The organism is Herbiconiux sp. FW305-C-125, from assembly GCF_058783455.1.
In genome coordinates this window covers 124,334-138,544 of the sequence record NZ_JBYSYO010000003.1, presented here as the reverse complement: position 1 = coordinate 138,544, position 14,211 = coordinate 124,334, and the positions used below count along the sequence as shown (strand labels likewise).

Sequence of the window (14,211 nt, the reverse complement as noted above, 5' to 3'; positions counted from 1 at the left end):
CATTTATCTTAACAACTAAGATAAATGCGTGATCACGCCCATCGAAGCCATCGCCATCGCGGCCGACGGCGCGCGAATCGCCTACCGCACCCTCGGCACCGGTCCCGGCCTCGCCATCGTTCACGGCGCGATGCAGTCGGCGGCCAGCCAGCTCGAACTCGCGGAGCTGCTCGCCGAGCGGCGAACCGTGCACCTGATCGACCGCCGCGGGCACGGCGCGAGCAGCCCGCAGTCGGGAGCGCCCCACACTCAGCGCGAGGTCGACGATCTGCGCGCGGTGCTCGCCGCAACCGGGTCGCGAGTCGTACTCGGCGTCAGTTCGGGCGGGATCATCGCGGCGCGCGCGGGCATCGCGAGTGCCGACATCGACGAGCTCGTGCTGTTCGAGCCCCCGCTCGTGATCGACGGGTCGGCCGATCTCGGTCTGCTCCCGCGCTTCGACGCTGCGGTGGCCGAGGGCCGCCTGCCGACCGCGATGGCGCTCGCCATGAAGATCGCCCAGATGGGACCGCCGTGGATGTTCGGCCTCCCGGTACCTGTGCTCGCCGCGGCGTCGGGGCGCATGCTGCGCGATCCGGAATTCGCCGAACGCGCCCGGGCGGTGAGTGCCGATTTCGGGATCGTGCGCGAGAACGCCGACCGCGTCGACGAGTTCCGTGCCGTCAGCGCCCGCACGCTCGTGCTCTCGGGGTCGGCGACGCGGCCCTACCTGAAGGGCGCCGCGACCGCGCTCGCGCAGCGCATCCCCGGCGCGCGGCACACCGTGCTCGACGGCCAGTGGCACAGCGCGACGCAGAACCGCGCCGAGCGGGGGCGGCCCGAGCTGGTCGCCCCGCACGTGCTGGAGTTCCTCGGCGTCTGAGCGGGTGCAGGCGAGCCCGCCCGGCTCAGAAGAAGGCGACGACGAGCACCAGCGCCGCCAGCACCAGCTGGCCGATCAGGCGCGGCACCAGGGGCACCGCCAGCGCACCGAAGCGCTCGCGGTGCCGCGCCGCGTAGGCGTTGGCCGGGAAGACGCAGGCGAGGAACACAACCAGTGCGACGCCCGCGAGCATCCGCGTGGGTGGGAACAGCAGCCCGAGCCCGCCCGCGATCTCGCACACCCCGGTGACGTAGACCAGCGTCAGGGGAGTGACCCGTCCATCCGGCCGCAGCCACGGCGGGATCATGGCCGCCATCGTGCGCGCCGACCGCGGCACGAAGTGGTTCACCCCCATGCCGATGAACACCACGGCGATCAGGATGCGCAGCACCAGCACGCCGACGCCGAACGTCACAGAGTCCATGGCCTCATTCTGCCTGCACTACGCTTGAGGGGCTCCCACCAGACCAACCGAAGGACCCGATCCGTGTCGAAGCCGGTCGTGCTGATCGCCGAAGAATTGTCCCCCGCCACCGTCGACGCTCTCGGGCCCGACTTCGACGTGCGCAACGTCGACGGCACCGACCGCCCCGCACTGCTGGCGGCGCTCGCCGACGCCAACGCGGTGCTCGTGCGCTCGGCGACGAAGGTCGACGCCGAGGCGATCGCCGCGGCGCCGAAGCTGCAGGTCGTCGCCCGCGCGGGCGTGGGGCTCGACAACGTCGACATCAAGGCCGCCACCACCGCCGGTGTCATGGTGGTGAACGCGCCGACCTCGAACATCATCTCGGCGGCCGAGCTCACCGTCGGGCACATCCTGAGCCTCGCCCGGCACATCCCAGCCGCCCACGCCGCGCTCGCGCAGGGGCAGTGGAAGCGCTCCGCCTACACCGGTGTCGAGCTCTACGAGAAGACGGTCGGCATCATCGGTCTCGGCCGCATCGGAGCGCTCATCACCGCGCGCCTGCAGGCCTTCGGCGTCAACGTCATCGCCTACGACCCCTACGTCACGAGTGCCCGGGCGCAGCAGCTCGGCGTCACCCTGGTGACCCTCGACGAGCTGCTCGAGCAGAGCGACTTCATCACCATCCACATGCCGAAGACGCCCGAGACCACGGGCATGATCAGCGACGAGCAGCTCGCACGCATGAAGCCGACCGCGTTCATCGTGAACGTGGCTCGTGGCGGCCTGATCGACGAGGAGGCGCTGCACCGCGCCCTCACCGCCGGCACGATCGCCGGCGCCGGCCTCGACGTGTTCGTGAGCGAACCGCCGAAGGACTCGCCGCTCCTCGCGCTGCCGAACGTCGTCGTCACCCCGCACCTCGGCGCCTCGACCGACGAGGCGCAGGAGAAGGCGGGCGTGTCGGTGGCGAAGTCGGTGCGGCTGGCCCTCTCCGGCGAGCTGGTCCCGGATGCGGTCAACGTGGCCGGCGGGGTCATCGACCCGTACGTGCGCCCCGGCATCCCCCTGGTGGAGAAGCTCGGGCAGGTGTTCTCGGGCCTCGCCGAGAGCCCGCTCACCTCGGTCGACGTCGTCGTGAAGGGCGAACTGGCCGATTACGACGTGAGCGTGCTGAAGCTCGCCGCCCTCAAGGGCGTGTTCACCAACGTCGTGAGCGAAACGGTGTCCTACGTCAACGCTCCGCTGCTCGCCGAGCAGCGCGGCGTGACCGTTCGGCTCATCACCGAGCCGGTCTCGGAGGAGTACCGCAACGTCATCACCCTGTCCGGCGCGCTGAGCGACGGCTCGCAGATCTCGGTCTCTGGCACCCTGACCGGCACCAAGCAGATCGAGAAGATCGTCGAGATCAACGGTTACGACGTCGAGGTGCCGTTCGCGAAGCACCTCATCGTGATGCTCTACACCGACCGGCCCGGGATCGTCGCGGTCTACGGCAAGGAGTTCGGCGAGGCATCCGTCAACATCGCCGGCATGCAGATCGCCCGCCACGAGGCCGGCGGCCAGGCGCTCAGCGTGCTGACGGTCGACTCCCCGGTGCCCGACGGCTTGCTCGCCACGCTGCAGGATGCGATCCAGGCCGACCTGATGCGCGAGATCGACGTCACGGACGAGTAATTCCCGAAGAGATCCTTCTCGGCTGTCGATTTCGGCAGCTAGCGTTCGTCGTATGGATGTCGCTTGACACATTCTGACGGAACAGAAGGAGAAGGCATCATGAAGGAATACATCGTTCTCATCCGCGAGCCGCAGTGGGACTCGTCGGCGGTCACCGAGGAACAGTGGGCCGCCGCCATGCAGGAGCACGGCGCGTTCGCGCAGGCCGTGGCCGCGGCGGGCGGACAGGTGCTGGGTGGCGACGCCCTCGAATCCAGCGACAAGGCGGTGCGCATCACCCCCGCGCGCGACGGGGCGCCGGCCGTGTTCACCGACGGACCGTTCACCGAGACCAAGGAGGTCATCTCGGGCTACTACAAGATCGCAGTCGAGAACGAGCAGCAGGCGCGTGAGCTCGCCGCCCTCGTGCCCACCGAGGGCGTCCTCGAACTCTTCCCCGTGATGGACACCCCGTGATGCACGCCGATGGACGAGCCGCCGCCGGCTGACGGTCGACGGATGCCCCGCAGCACCGGCGCGCTGGAGCACGCTTTCCGCGAGGAGTGGCCTCGCATCCTGGGCAGCGTGCTCCGGTTCACCGGCGACCTCCAGCTCTCCGAGGACGCCGTGCAGGAGGCGTTCGCGCGGGCCACGGCAGAGCCTGAGCTCCGCAACCCGGCCTCGTGGATCACCACCACCGCCAAGCACATCGCGGTGGACTGGATGCGCCGCGAGGCCGGATTCGTGCGCCACTTCGGCCGCCTCGCGGCGGAGGCGGCCGACCGTGAGGCGGCCGCCGCGGAGCAGGTGGGCGCCGATCCGTTCGCCGTCTCGATCGACGACGACCGGCTGCAGCTGCTCTTCCTGGCCTGCCGGCCCGAACTCAGCGAGGATGCGCGCCTCGCCATCGCGCTGCGTGCCGTCTGCGGCGTGTCGACCGATGAGATCGCCGAGTTGCTGCTCGTGAAGCCGGCCACCATGGCGGCGCGGCTGACGCGGGCGAAGAAGCGCATCCAGTCGTCGGGCATCCGTCTGGAGCAACCGGATGCCGCGGAACTCGCCGAGCGCACCGACGACGTGCTCTCGATCGTCTACCTGCTCTACACGGCGGGGCACACGGCATTGGCGGGCGACGAGATCAGCCGCTCGGTCACCACGGCGAGCGCGCTGTCGCTGGCGCGCTCAATGGTGCGGCTGCGGCCCCGCCATCTCGAGGCGCGGGGCCTGCTGGCCCTGCTGCTGCTCACCGAGGCCCGGGCGCCCGGGCGAACGGATGCCGCGGGGGAGGTGGTGGCGCTCGACGAGGCCGACCGTTCGCGCTGGAACACCGCGATGATCGAGGAGGGCCTCGCTCAGGCGACCATCGCGTTGGCCGGTCGCGGGCGGTTCGCGCTGCAGGCCGGCATCTCGGGCCTGCACTCGCAAGCGCCCTCCTGGGCGGCCACCGACTGGGTCTCCATCGTCTCGCTCTACGACGCCCTGGTCGCGTCGTGGCCCTCGCCGGCCGCGTGCCTCAATCGGCTCGTCGCCCGCTCGTACCTCGCCGGTGCCCGCCTCGACGACTCCCTGGCGGCCGTCGACGAGTTGATGGCGGATGCGTCGGGCCCGGCCTTCACCCGCCAGCTCTGGGCGGTGCGCGCCGATCTCCTCCGCCGGGCGGGCCGCCCGGCGGAAGCGGCGGACGCCTACGCCCGAGCGCTCGAGGGCGAGCCCAACGGCGCCATCCGGGCATTCCTCGGCAGGCGGGCGCGAGAACTCCAGGGGCGGCGGATCGCACCTCGTCGCGACGACTAATCTGGGTGCATGGCGCGAACGATCAGACTTGCACTCATTCCCGGTGACGGGATCGGCCCCGAGGTCGTCACCGAGGCGGTGAAGGTGCTCGACGCCGTCACAGCGGGCGGCGACGTGGCGTTCGAGAAGACCACGTTCTCGCTCGGTGCCGCGCGGTACCTCGAGACGGGCGACGTGCTCACCGACGACGACCTCGCCGCGATCGCCGGCCACGACGCCATTCTGCTCGGCGCGGTCGGGGGAGTGCCGGGCGACCCGCGCCTGGCCGACGCGAACATCGAGCGCGGGTTGCTGCTGAAGCTGCGCTTCGCGCTCGACCACTACGTGAACCTCCGGCCCACCACGATCTACCCCGGCGTGCCCAGCCCCCTGGCCGCTCATGGCGACGTCGACTTCGTCGTGGTGCGCGAAGGCACCGAGGGCCCGTACGTCGGCAACGGCGGCGTGCTGCGCGCCGGCACCCCGCACGAGATCGCGACCGAGGTGTCGGTGAACACCGCCTACGGGGTGGAGCGCGTGGTGCGGGATGCGTTCACCCGCGCATCCGCTCGGCGCAAGAAGCTGACGCTCGTGCACAAGACCAACGTGCTCACCTTCTCGGGCGGGCTGTGGAAGCGCATCGTCGACGAGGTGGGGGCCACCTTCCCAGAAGTGGCCGTCGATTACCTCCATGTCGACGCTGCGACCATCTTCCTGGTCACCGACCCTGCTAGATTCGATGTCATCGTCACGGACAACCTCTTCGGCGACATCCTCACCGACCTGGCCGGCGCAATCAGCGGCGGGATCGGATTGGCGGCCTCGGGCAACATCAACCCCGACGGCACGTATCCTTCGATGTTCGAACCGGTGCACGGCTCCGCTCCCGACATCGCGGGGCAGCAGAAGGCCGATCCCACGGCCGCGATCCTCTCGGTCGCCCTGCTGCTCGACCACCTCGGACTGCCCGAGCAGGCGACGCGCGTGCGCACCGCCGTCGTGACCGACATCGCCGGCCGCGACGGCTCACCTCGCGCCACCGCCGCGATCGGCGACGCGATCGCCGCCGCACTCGCCGCACCGGCCCCCGAGACCCACTGACGACGCATCACCAGAGACAGGCTGATCATGACCATCGCACCGACCTCCACCTTCCCCCTCCAGTTCGAGCTGACACCCTCGCAGGATGCGCGGGCGGAGGCCGAACGCGAGGTCATTCTGGCCGACCCCGGCTTCGGCAAGCACTTCACCGACCACATGGTGCAGATCGATTGGACCGTCACCGAGGGCTGGCACAACGCCAGCGTCATCCCGTACGGCCCGCTGCAGCTCGACCCCGCCGCCGCGGTGCTGCACTACGCCCAGGAGATCTTCGAGGGCCTGAAGGCCTACCGGCACGCCGACGGCTCCATCTGGACCTTCCGGCCCGAGAAGAACGCCGAGCGCCTGCAGAACTCCGCCCGCCGGCTCGCGCTGCCCGAGCTCGCCACCGAGGACTTCGTGGAGTCGCTGCGGCAGCTCATCGCCGTCGACGGCGCCTGGGTTCCGGATGCGCCCGAGACGAGCCTCTACATCCGCCCGTTCATGATCGCGAACGAGTCGTTCCTCGGCGTGCGGCCTTCGCAGAAGGTGGGCTACTACGTCATCGCGAGCCCCGCCGGGGCCTACTTCACGGGCGGTGTCGCGCCGGTGTCGATCTGGCTCTCGACCGAGTACTCGCGGGCCGGCCGTGGCGGCACGGGTGCGGCCAAATGCGGCGGCAACTACGCCTCCTCGCTGCTGCCGCAGCAGGAGGCCTACGAGCACGGCTGCGCACAGGTGCTCTTCCTCGACGCCGAGACCGGGCAGCACGTCGACGAGCTCGGCGGCATGAACGTGTTCTTCGTGCACCGGGGCGGCAGGATCGTCACCCCGCGGCTGTCCGGGACCATCCTCGAGGGCATCACCCGCGACAGCATCATCCAGCTCGCCCACGACCGCGGGCTGACGGTGGAGGAGCGCGACGTCACCATCGAGGAGTGGCGTGACGGCGTGGAGTCGGGCGAGATCACGGAGGTGTTCGCCTGCGGCACGGCCGCGGTCATCACCCCCATCTCGGCCCTCAAGTCGCCCGAGGGCACCATCGGCGACGAGAACGCGCCGGCCGGCGAGGTGACGCTGTCGATCCGCGAAGAGCTGACCGACATCCAGTACGGCCGCCGCCCCGACCGGCACGGCTGGCTGACGAGACTGGACGCGTAGCCCATGAAGATCGCGCGGTTCAGTCATGGCGGTGCCATCAACTTCGGCATCCTCGACGAGGGAGAGGGCGATGGCACCGACCTCGTGGTGCTGAACGGCGACCCGATGTTCGCGGGGTTCGACACCACGGGCGAGCGCGTGCCGCTGGCGGATGCGACGCTGCTGGCACCGGTCATCCCGCGCTCGAAAGTGGTCGCGGTCGGCAAGAACTACCAGGACCACGTGGCCGAGATGAACACCGGCGAGGCCCCCGCGGAGCCGTTGCTCTTCCTGAAGCCCAACACCGCGGTCATCGGCCCGGGCGACCGCATCGTGCGGCCGCCGCAGTCCGATCGTGTCGACTTCGAGGGTGAACTCGCCGTCGTGATCGGCAGCGTCGCGAAGAACGTCGCGGCCGCCGACGCGGCCAGCGTGATCTTCGGCTACACCATCGCGAACGACGTGACCGCCCGCGATCTGCAGGCCGCCGACGGGCAGTGGGCCAGGGCCAAGGGCTTCGACACCTTCTGCCCGCTCGGGCCGGTGATCGAGACCGAGTTCGACCTCGCATCCGCTGCTCTCGAGACCCGCCTCAACGGGGTGCTGAAGCAGAGTGCGCCACTCAGCGACATGATCCACTCGGTGCCCGCGATCGTGGCGTACGCCTCGGCGGCGTTCACCCTGCTGCCGGGCGACGTCATCCTCACCGGCACGCCGGCCGGTGTGGGGCCGATGGTCGCGGGTGACACCGTCGAGATCGAGATCTCGGGCCTCGGGGTGCTCTCGAACCCCGTCTCCTGACGGCCGCCGAACGGCGGGTCAGGACTCGTCGGGCGCGGGGTTCTCCTGCAGGCCGGCGGCGACGTCGAGGGCGTCGAGCGCCCCGGCGAGCTGGTCGATCTGCTCGTCGGTGAGCTCCTCGAACAGTTCGAGCACGTGCTCGGCGCGCTCGCTGCGTGCCCGCAGGATGGCTTCGGCACCGGCGTCGGTGGATTCGACGAAGAAGGAACGCCCATCGTCGGGGTCGGCGGTGCGGGTCACCAGTCGCTTCGTCTCGAGATCGGCCAGGAGCCGCGTGATGGTGGGGGCCGCGACGCGCTCCACCCGGGCGAGGTCACCCGGACGGATGGGACCGTTGCGCACGATGGTCGACAGCGCCGAGATCTGGCCCGGGGTGAGCGTGTCGCTGGTGGCCCGGATGCGCCGGTTCAGCCGCCCCACGGAGAGCGCGAGGCGCGCGGCGATCTCAGCTCGGTCCTGGTCGGGTTCATTCGTCATCGGTTCTGACTTTCGGTCACCAATCGGGCGGGTACCGTCGAGTCTTCCACATGCAGGAACTTCTTGCCCCGACTGAGCGAGGCGATTGCAGCGATCACGCTCATCACGGCGGCGGCCGTGAACACGACGACGAGTCCGGCGTGGAACGGCCCCGAGATCAGTTGCGGGAAGAACTCCTTGCCGGTGAGCACCCCGGCGTTCGACGCGGAGAGCTGGTCGAGGACGCCGGTCGGGCCGAGCAGGCTCTCGATGGGGTTGTAGCCGAGGAAGGCGGCGAACAGGCTGCCCACCGGCGGGAGGGCCCCGATCTGCTGGGCCGCCGCAGCCGGGACCCCGTGGGACGTGAGACCGTCGGTGAGCCTCTGCGGCAGCGTGGCGGCGAGGCCCACGATCATCAGCGAGAAGAAGATGCCGATCGAGAGCGAGGTGCCCGCGTTCTGCACCGTGCCGGCCATGCCCGACGCGGAGCCGCGCTGGTTGGCGGGCACGCTGTTCATGATCGCGGTGCGGTTGGGCGCGCTGAACATGCCCGATCCGAGCCCCGAGACGAGGGTGATGAGCGCGAACTGCCAGTATTCGAAGTTCACCGGGATGGCGAGCAGCGCCACGAAGGCGGCGGCGGTGACGAGGAGCCCGGCGGTGGCGAAGAAGCGGGCACCGAAGCGATCGGAGAGGATGCCCGAGACCGGGCCGGCGATGAGGAAGCCGACGGTGATCGGCAGCAGATAGATGCCCGCCCAGAGCGGTGTGTCTTCGTAGGCGTACCCGTGCAGTGGAAGCCAGATGCCCTGCAGCCAGATGATCAGCATGAACTGCAGACCACCGCGGGAGACCGCGGCGAGCAGACCGGCGAGGTTCGCCATGGCGAAGGCGCGGATGCGGAACAGCCGCATCTCGAACATCGGCGCCGCGCTCCGGAGCTCGATGACCACGAACCCGGCCAGCACCAGCAGCCCGACGACGATGGCGGCGAGTACCCAGGGGTTCGTCCAGCCGGTCGAGCTGCTTCCGTAGGGCTGGATGCCGTAGGTGATGCCGGCGAGCACGGCGGTGAGCCCGACCGCGAACGCGAGGTTGCCCGGCCAGTCGAGCTTGCCGGGGTTCCTGGTGCCCACCTCGTGCAGCGACTTGTACGACCAGATCGTGCCGATGATCCCGATCGGCACGCTCACGAAGAAGACGGCTCGCCAGTCGACGACCGCGAGGAGACCGCCCACGATGAGTCCGATGAAGCTGCCCGCGATTGCGGCGACCTGGTTGATGCCGAGTGCCATGCCGCGCCGGTGCACGGGGAAGGCGTCGGTGAGGATGGCGGTGGAGTTCGCGAACAGCATCGCACCGCCCACCCCCTGTACGAGCCGCCAACCGATCAGCCACAAGGCACCGGCCCCGCCCTGGAACGGATCGAAGGCGAGGGCGATCGAGCCCACCGTGAACACGACGAAACCCAGGTTGTAGATCTTCACCCGGCCGTAGATGTCACCGAGCCGGCCGAAGCTCACCACGAGCACCGCGGTCACGAGCATGTAGCCCATGAGCATCCAGAGCAGGTAGCTGATGTTGCCCGCCTCGAGCGGATCGAGGTCGATGCCGGTGAAGATCGCGGGCAGCGAGATGATGACGATGGAGGAGTTGATGGTGGCCATCAGCATGCCGAGCGTGGTGTTGCTGAGGGCGACCCACTTGTAGCGGGGGTGGTCCTTGCTGAGGAAACGGGTGGGCTGGGTCATCGGATGCGCTCCGCGAGTCGTCTGCGTCAGTTACTTGATGTATATAAACTAACGATACGCCTACCGTGGTGCGTGGGCGCGCACAAGAACGGGCGCAGGCCCGAGCCTCCGGCGCCGATGACGTCGCCGGGGACAGGCTCGGGGCCTACGCCCGTTTGCGCCGGGGGCGCTGGGTCAGTTGTTGGCGGTCTGCTTCGTGAGGAATGCGAGGGCCTCGTCGGCCACCGCCCGCCAGCCGTGGTCGATGGTGAGCGAGTGGCCTCGGCCCTCGATCTCGAGGTACTCCGTGACGCCGGGGTTCTTGCTCTGGATGCGGTAGGCCGCCTCGGTCATGGCCGGCGGCACGGTGTTGTCGGCGGCTCCGGAGATGATGAGGAGCGGCCCGCGGCGCGGGTTCTTCGAATCGACCTTCGTCTCGGTGAACGGGTTGAAGTTGGCTGTCGCTGCCTGGAACAGCGGGACGCCGGAGGCGGCGACGTGGTAGGTCTCCCAGAGCTCCTTCGCCTCGTCGGCGTCGAGGTTGTTCGCCCAGCCGTAGGTGAACTCCTCGAGATGAGTGAGACCGCCTTGCCGAAGTTGAGCGGGTTGCCGAGCACGGGGGCCGACGACTTGAGCGAGGACAAGGGCAGCGGCAGTACACCCTGGAACGGTGCCGGGTCGATGGCTACGGTGGCCTCGCTCGCCCCTTCGCCGGCGATCTTCTGCGCGATCAGCCCGCCGAAGGAGTGCCCTACGACGGCGGGGGAGAGCGTGAGGGCGTCGATCGCCTCGAGGTAGTGCTCGGTGACCTGCTTCACCATCTTGTGGGCGAAGACGTCCGGATCGCGGCGGGCTTCGGCCACGCTCTCCGGGTCGTCGGGCCAGCCGGGGGTGACGGTGGAGAATCCGTTCTCCTCGAACAGGGTGCGCCACGCGTCCCAGCTGCTGGAGAGCAGGCTAGTGCTGCGCGCGAGACCACCGCAAGAGGAGAATGGCTGCCATGACCACGGCAGATGGCACGGTGACTCGAACGTTCACGCTGGTGATCGACGCAGAGCCCGCTCGGGTGTGGGCGGCGCTGACGTCGCCCGAGTACACCACCGAGTGGTGGTTCGCGAACACGGTCGAGTCGACCTGGGAGGTCGGCGCGCCCATCACCTACCTCGGTGAGGACGGCCTGCCCTACGAGCTGGGCACGGTGCTGGTCGCCGACCCGCCGCATCGGCTGTCCACCACCCTGCACCCGGTCTGGTCGGACGACGTGCCCGGCCACGCAGGCACGCGGGTGGACTGGCTGCTGGAACGCGTGGACGGACTGGCGGATGGCGAGCGGACGCGGGTGACGCTCTCCCACTCCGGGGTCGTGCCGGGAAGTGCTCTGGACCGGGAGATCGACCCCGGGTGGAACTACCTGCTCGAGAGTCTCCGCAGATCGATCTGCGGGTAGCTCTTCATCCGGAGGATGTGTACACTGTTCACATCTTCTGGAACCGAATGTCGGTGGAATACGGCAGAGTACCTCCCGCGTTCTCCTTTGACAGCGGCATCGCCGATCCTCTTGCCTCCCCACGATCTCGACAGGACACCTTCGTGACCGATAGTTCCGTACCCACCACCGAGCTCCCGCCGCCCGGTGCCGCCCCTGCCGGCGCCGGCGAGCGCGCCGCCGCCGATGTGGACGGCACCGGCCGCCGCAACCGGCTCGTCATCAACCTGCTGCTCGTGGCGACCTTCGTCGTCATCCTCAACGAGACCATCATGGGTGTGGCGATCCCGCACCTCGTGGTCGACCTCGGCATCACCGAGGTGGCGGCGCAGTGGCTCTCCACCGCCTTCATGCTGACGATGGCGGTGGTCATCCCCATCACCGGGTTCCTGCTGCAGCGCTTCAACACGCGGCCGATCTTCATCACGGCCATGTCGCTGTTCAGCGCCGGAACCCTGATCGCCGCGCTCGCGCCCGGGTTCGAGGTGCTGCTGGCCGCTCGTGTCGTGCAGGCCTCGGGCACCGCCATCATGATGCCGCTGCTGATGACGACCGTGATGACCCTGGTGCCGCCGGCCACTCGCGGGCGCACGATGGGCAACATCTCCATCGTCATCTCGGTGGCACCGGCCATCGGGCCCACCATCTCGGGCATCATCCTCAGCACGCTGAGCTGGCGCTTCATGTTCATCCTGGTGCTGCCCATCGCCATCGGTGCGCTCATTCTCGGCGCCGTGCGCGTGCGCAACGTCACCGAGCCGCGTGCGGTGCCGATCGACGTCTTCTCGATCATCCTGTCGGCGTTCGGCTTCGGCGGACTGGTCTACGGCCTGAGCAACATCGGTGGGGCATCCGCCACGTTCATGGGCAGCTGGCTGCCCCTGATCGTGGGCGTCGTCGCACTCGCCGCCTTCGTGCTGCGCCAGCTGGTGCTGCAGCGCACCGACCGGGCGCTGCTCGATCTGCGCACCTTCAAGGCGCGCACGTTCACGGTCGCCATCCTGCTCATGGCGGTGTCGATGATGGCCCTGTTCGGCACCATCATCGTGCTGCCGTTCTTCATGCAGAACGTGCTGAAGCTCGACGCGCTGACCACGGGCCTCCTGCTCCTGCCGGGCGGGCTCGTGATGGGTGCCCTGGCGCCGTTCGTCGGGCGGCTCTACGACCGCTACGGGCCGACCGTGCTGCTCGTACCCGGGTCGATCATCGTGTCCGGCGTGCTCTGGGGGCTCACCATGGTGAACGAGAACACCTCGATGTGGTGGGTGCTGGTGGCGCACGTCACGCTCAGCATCGGCCTCGCGCTGATGTTCACACCGCTGTTCACCGCGGGTCTCGGCGCGCTCAAGCCGCGCCTGTACTCGCACGGCTCGGCGATCGTGGGCACGGTGCAGCAGCTGGCCGGGGCATCCGGAACCGCGCTGTTCATCGCGGTGATGTCGGGCGTGACGCTGAGTCACGTCGCGCAGGGCGCGTCGGAGGTGTCGGCGTCGGCCGCGGGCATCCAGGCCGCGTTCCTGTGCGGAGCGATCATCTCGCTGTTCGGCGTGGTGGCGGCGTTCTTCGTGCGGCGGCCCGCCGCACTGACGCCCGAGGAGCAGCGCGTGCTCGACGAGGAGGCCGGGGGCTCGCCCGAGGGTGTGCCGATCGGGCACTGACCGGACGCACTGATCGGCACGCCCACCGGAGGCACCCACCCGGCTGCGGACGGGCCGCCTAGAACTGCGGCGGCTCCGGCGGTGCCTGCGGCGGGTCGCTCGGCGCGCCGGGCGGCGGTGTGGGTGGCTCGGGCGGAAGAGTGGGCGGCGGTTCGGTCGACATGCGGCCGACCCTACTCGCCTGCGCGCGTTCCGCACGCGACGCTCCGTCGGTCAGAGGCCGAGCAGTGCGGTGAGGGCGCGCTCGCTCACCACGGGGATGCCGTAGGCGCGGGCGCGGCGGGCCTTCGTCGAGAGGGAGTCGGGGTCGGCGGCGGCCACGAGCTTCACCGCCTTCGTGACGTAGCTGCGCGGCACCACGCCGTTGCCCGCGAGGATGGCGTTCCATTCCTCGCGCGGGCGCGACATCGACCCGGTGAGGGCCACCTGGTCGCCCGCTCCCAGCGCGAGACCGTGCGGCGCCCGGCCCGCAGTGGGCCCGAAGTCGGCTTCGAACCGCACAGCACGCCGGGCCTGGCCCCCTTCGCGGTCGCCGCCCGCGCGCATCCGCCCCGCCGGCCAGGCGCGCTCGCGCGGGAACCATTCGACGCCTGAGCCCGGCAGCCGGGCGAATTCGTGTTCGGCACCGCGGGCCAGGCACTCCTGCCACCCGGAGCGTTCGCCTGAGTGGTCGAGGTAGGCCGCCAGCAGCTGCGCGGTGGCCCCGGCGTCGACGGATGCCCGGTGCGCCCCGTCGAGGTCGATGCCGAAGGTCGCGCAACAGGCGGCCAGTGACCGCCGCGACCCGGGCAGGAAGCGGCCGGCCAACTGCATGGTGCAGAGGCTCACCACCTCGGGCCCGTGCCGATAGCCCATGCGGGCCAGCTCGGCGAGCAGGAACCGCAGGTCGAAGCTCGCGTTGTGCGCCACCACGACCCGCCCCGAGAGCAGTTCGAGCAACCGCGGTGCGATCTCGGCGAAGCTCGGCGCCTGACGCGCCTCGTAGCCGCTGATGCGGTGGATGTGCTGCGGACCGAGGTCGCGCCCCGGATTGATCAGGGTGTCCCATCGACCGGTGATCGTGCCGTCGGCATCGGAGTGCACCACAGCCACTTCGACCGCCCGGTCGCTCCGGCCCGGGAACAAGCCCGTGGTCTCGAAATCGATCGTGGCGAAGCCGGGCATGG

15 protein-coding genes are annotated in these 14,211 nt (G+C 69.7%); 9 read left to right on the top strand and 6 right to left on the bottom strand.

Annotated features, from left to right (window positions below; all coding sequences use genetic code 11):
- The first annotated feature begins 28 nt into the window (after positions 1-28).
- On the top strand, positions 29-862 hold the full coding sequence (locus tag AC3WLB_RS10985; protein WP_492505866.1) for an alpha/beta fold hydrolase: 834 nt from the start codon (positions 29-31) through the stop codon (positions 860-862).
- A gap of 25 nt (positions 863-887) precedes the next feature.
- Here AC3WLB_RS10985 and AC3WLB_RS10980 read toward each other — a convergent pair whose 3' ends face one another.
- Positions 888-1,286, bottom strand: coding sequence for a DoxX family protein (locus AC3WLB_RS10980; RefSeq protein ID WP_492505864.1), 399 nt, complete (start codon positions 1,284-1,286; stop codon positions 888-890).
- Positions 1,287-1,349: 63 nt separating this feature from the next.
- On the opposite strand from AC3WLB_RS10980, the gene serA reads away from it, so the two are divergent.
- The 6 genes from serA to AC3WLB_RS10950 all read left to right on the top strand — a co-directional run bounded on the left by serA (position 1,350) and on the right by AC3WLB_RS10950 (position 7,715).
- Positions 1,350-2,942: a phosphoglycerate dehydrogenase gene (gene serA / locus AC3WLB_RS10975; RefSeq protein WP_492505862.1), complete on the top strand. Its 1,593-nt coding sequence runs from the start codon at positions 1,350-1,352 to the stop codon at positions 2,940-2,942.
- 99 nt (positions 2,943-3,041) lie between these two features.
- Complete coding sequence (locus AC3WLB_RS10970) at positions 3,042-3,398, top strand: YciI family protein (RefSeq protein ID WP_022895194.1); 357 nt, start codon at positions 3,042-3,044, stop codon at positions 3,396-3,398.
- Positions 3,399-3,440: 42 nt separating this feature from the next.
- Positions 3,441-4,715 carry an RNA polymerase sigma factor gene (locus AC3WLB_RS10965; RefSeq protein WP_492505859.1) on the top strand — a complete coding sequence of 425 codons (1,275 nt, stop codon included), beginning with the start codon at positions 3,441-3,443 and terminating at the stop codon, positions 4,713-4,715.
- A 9-nt stretch (positions 4,716-4,724) separates the two neighbouring features.
- Complete coding sequence (locus AC3WLB_RS10960) at positions 4,725-5,795, top strand: 3-isopropylmalate dehydrogenase (protein ID WP_492505857.1); 1,071 nt, start codon at positions 4,725-4,727, stop codon at positions 5,793-5,795.
- Between the two features lie 27 nt (positions 5,796-5,822).
- Positions 5,823-6,935: a branched-chain amino acid aminotransferase gene (locus tag AC3WLB_RS10955; protein WP_492505855.1), complete on the top strand. Its 1,113-nt coding sequence runs from the start codon at positions 5,823-5,825 to the stop codon at positions 6,933-6,935.
- Positions 6,936-6,938: 3 nt separating this feature from the next.
- Positions 6,939-7,715 carry a fumarylacetoacetate hydrolase family protein gene (locus AC3WLB_RS10950; protein WP_492505853.1) on the top strand — a complete coding sequence of 259 codons (777 nt, stop codon included), beginning with the start codon at positions 6,939-6,941 and terminating at the stop codon, positions 7,713-7,715.
- Between the two features lie 18 nt (positions 7,716-7,733).
- Here the strand turns inward: AC3WLB_RS10950 and AC3WLB_RS10945 are convergent, their stop codons facing one another.
- The 4 genes from AC3WLB_RS10945 to AC3WLB_RS10930 form a co-directional block, all read right to left on the bottom strand.
- Positions 7,734-8,192: a MarR family transcriptional regulator gene (locus tag AC3WLB_RS10945; protein ID WP_022895200.1), complete on the bottom strand. Its 459-nt coding sequence runs from the start codon at positions 8,190-8,192 to the stop codon at positions 7,734-7,736.
- Positions 8,189-9,922 carry an MFS transporter gene (locus AC3WLB_RS10940; RefSeq protein ID WP_492505850.1) on the bottom strand — a complete coding sequence of 578 codons (1,734 nt, stop codon included), beginning with the start codon at positions 9,920-9,922 and terminating at the stop codon, positions 8,189-8,191. Before AC3WLB_RS10940 ends, AC3WLB_RS10945 begins: the two co-directional genes overlap by 4 nt.
- A 174-nt stretch (positions 9,923-10,096) precedes the next feature.
- A complete protein-coding gene (locus AC3WLB_RS10935) occupies positions 10,097-10,255 on the bottom strand; it encodes a hypothetical protein (RefSeq protein WP_492505848.1) in 159 nt (52 codons plus the stop codon).
- Positions 10,252-10,857, bottom strand: coding sequence for an alpha/beta fold hydrolase (locus tag AC3WLB_RS10930; protein WP_492506201.1), 606 nt, complete (start codon positions 10,855-10,857; stop codon positions 10,252-10,254). The genes AC3WLB_RS10935 and AC3WLB_RS10930 overlap by 4 nt, the downstream gene beginning before the upstream one ends.
- A 44-nt stretch (positions 10,858-10,901) precedes the next feature.
- Here AC3WLB_RS10930 and AC3WLB_RS10925 point away from each other — a divergent pair, with 44 nt between their 5' ends.
- Positions 10,902-11,348 (top strand): SRPBCC domain-containing protein, encoded by a 447-nt coding sequence (locus AC3WLB_RS10925; protein WP_022895203.1) that lies wholly within the window; start codon positions 10,902-10,904, stop codon positions 11,346-11,348.
- A gap of 143 nt (positions 11,349-11,491) precedes the next feature.
- Complete coding sequence (locus tag AC3WLB_RS10920) at positions 11,492-13,045, top strand: MDR family MFS transporter (RefSeq protein ID WP_492505846.1); 1,554 nt, start codon at positions 11,492-11,494, stop codon at positions 13,043-13,045.
- A gap of 213 nt (positions 13,046-13,258) precedes the next feature.
- Here the strand turns inward: AC3WLB_RS10920 and AC3WLB_RS10915 are convergent, their stop codons facing one another.
- On the bottom strand, positions 13,259-14,209 hold the full coding sequence (locus AC3WLB_RS10915; protein ID WP_022895205.1) for a DNA polymerase III subunit epsilon: 951 nt from the start codon (positions 14,207-14,209) through the stop codon (positions 13,259-13,261).
- Positions 14,210-14,211: the final 2 nt, after the last annotated feature.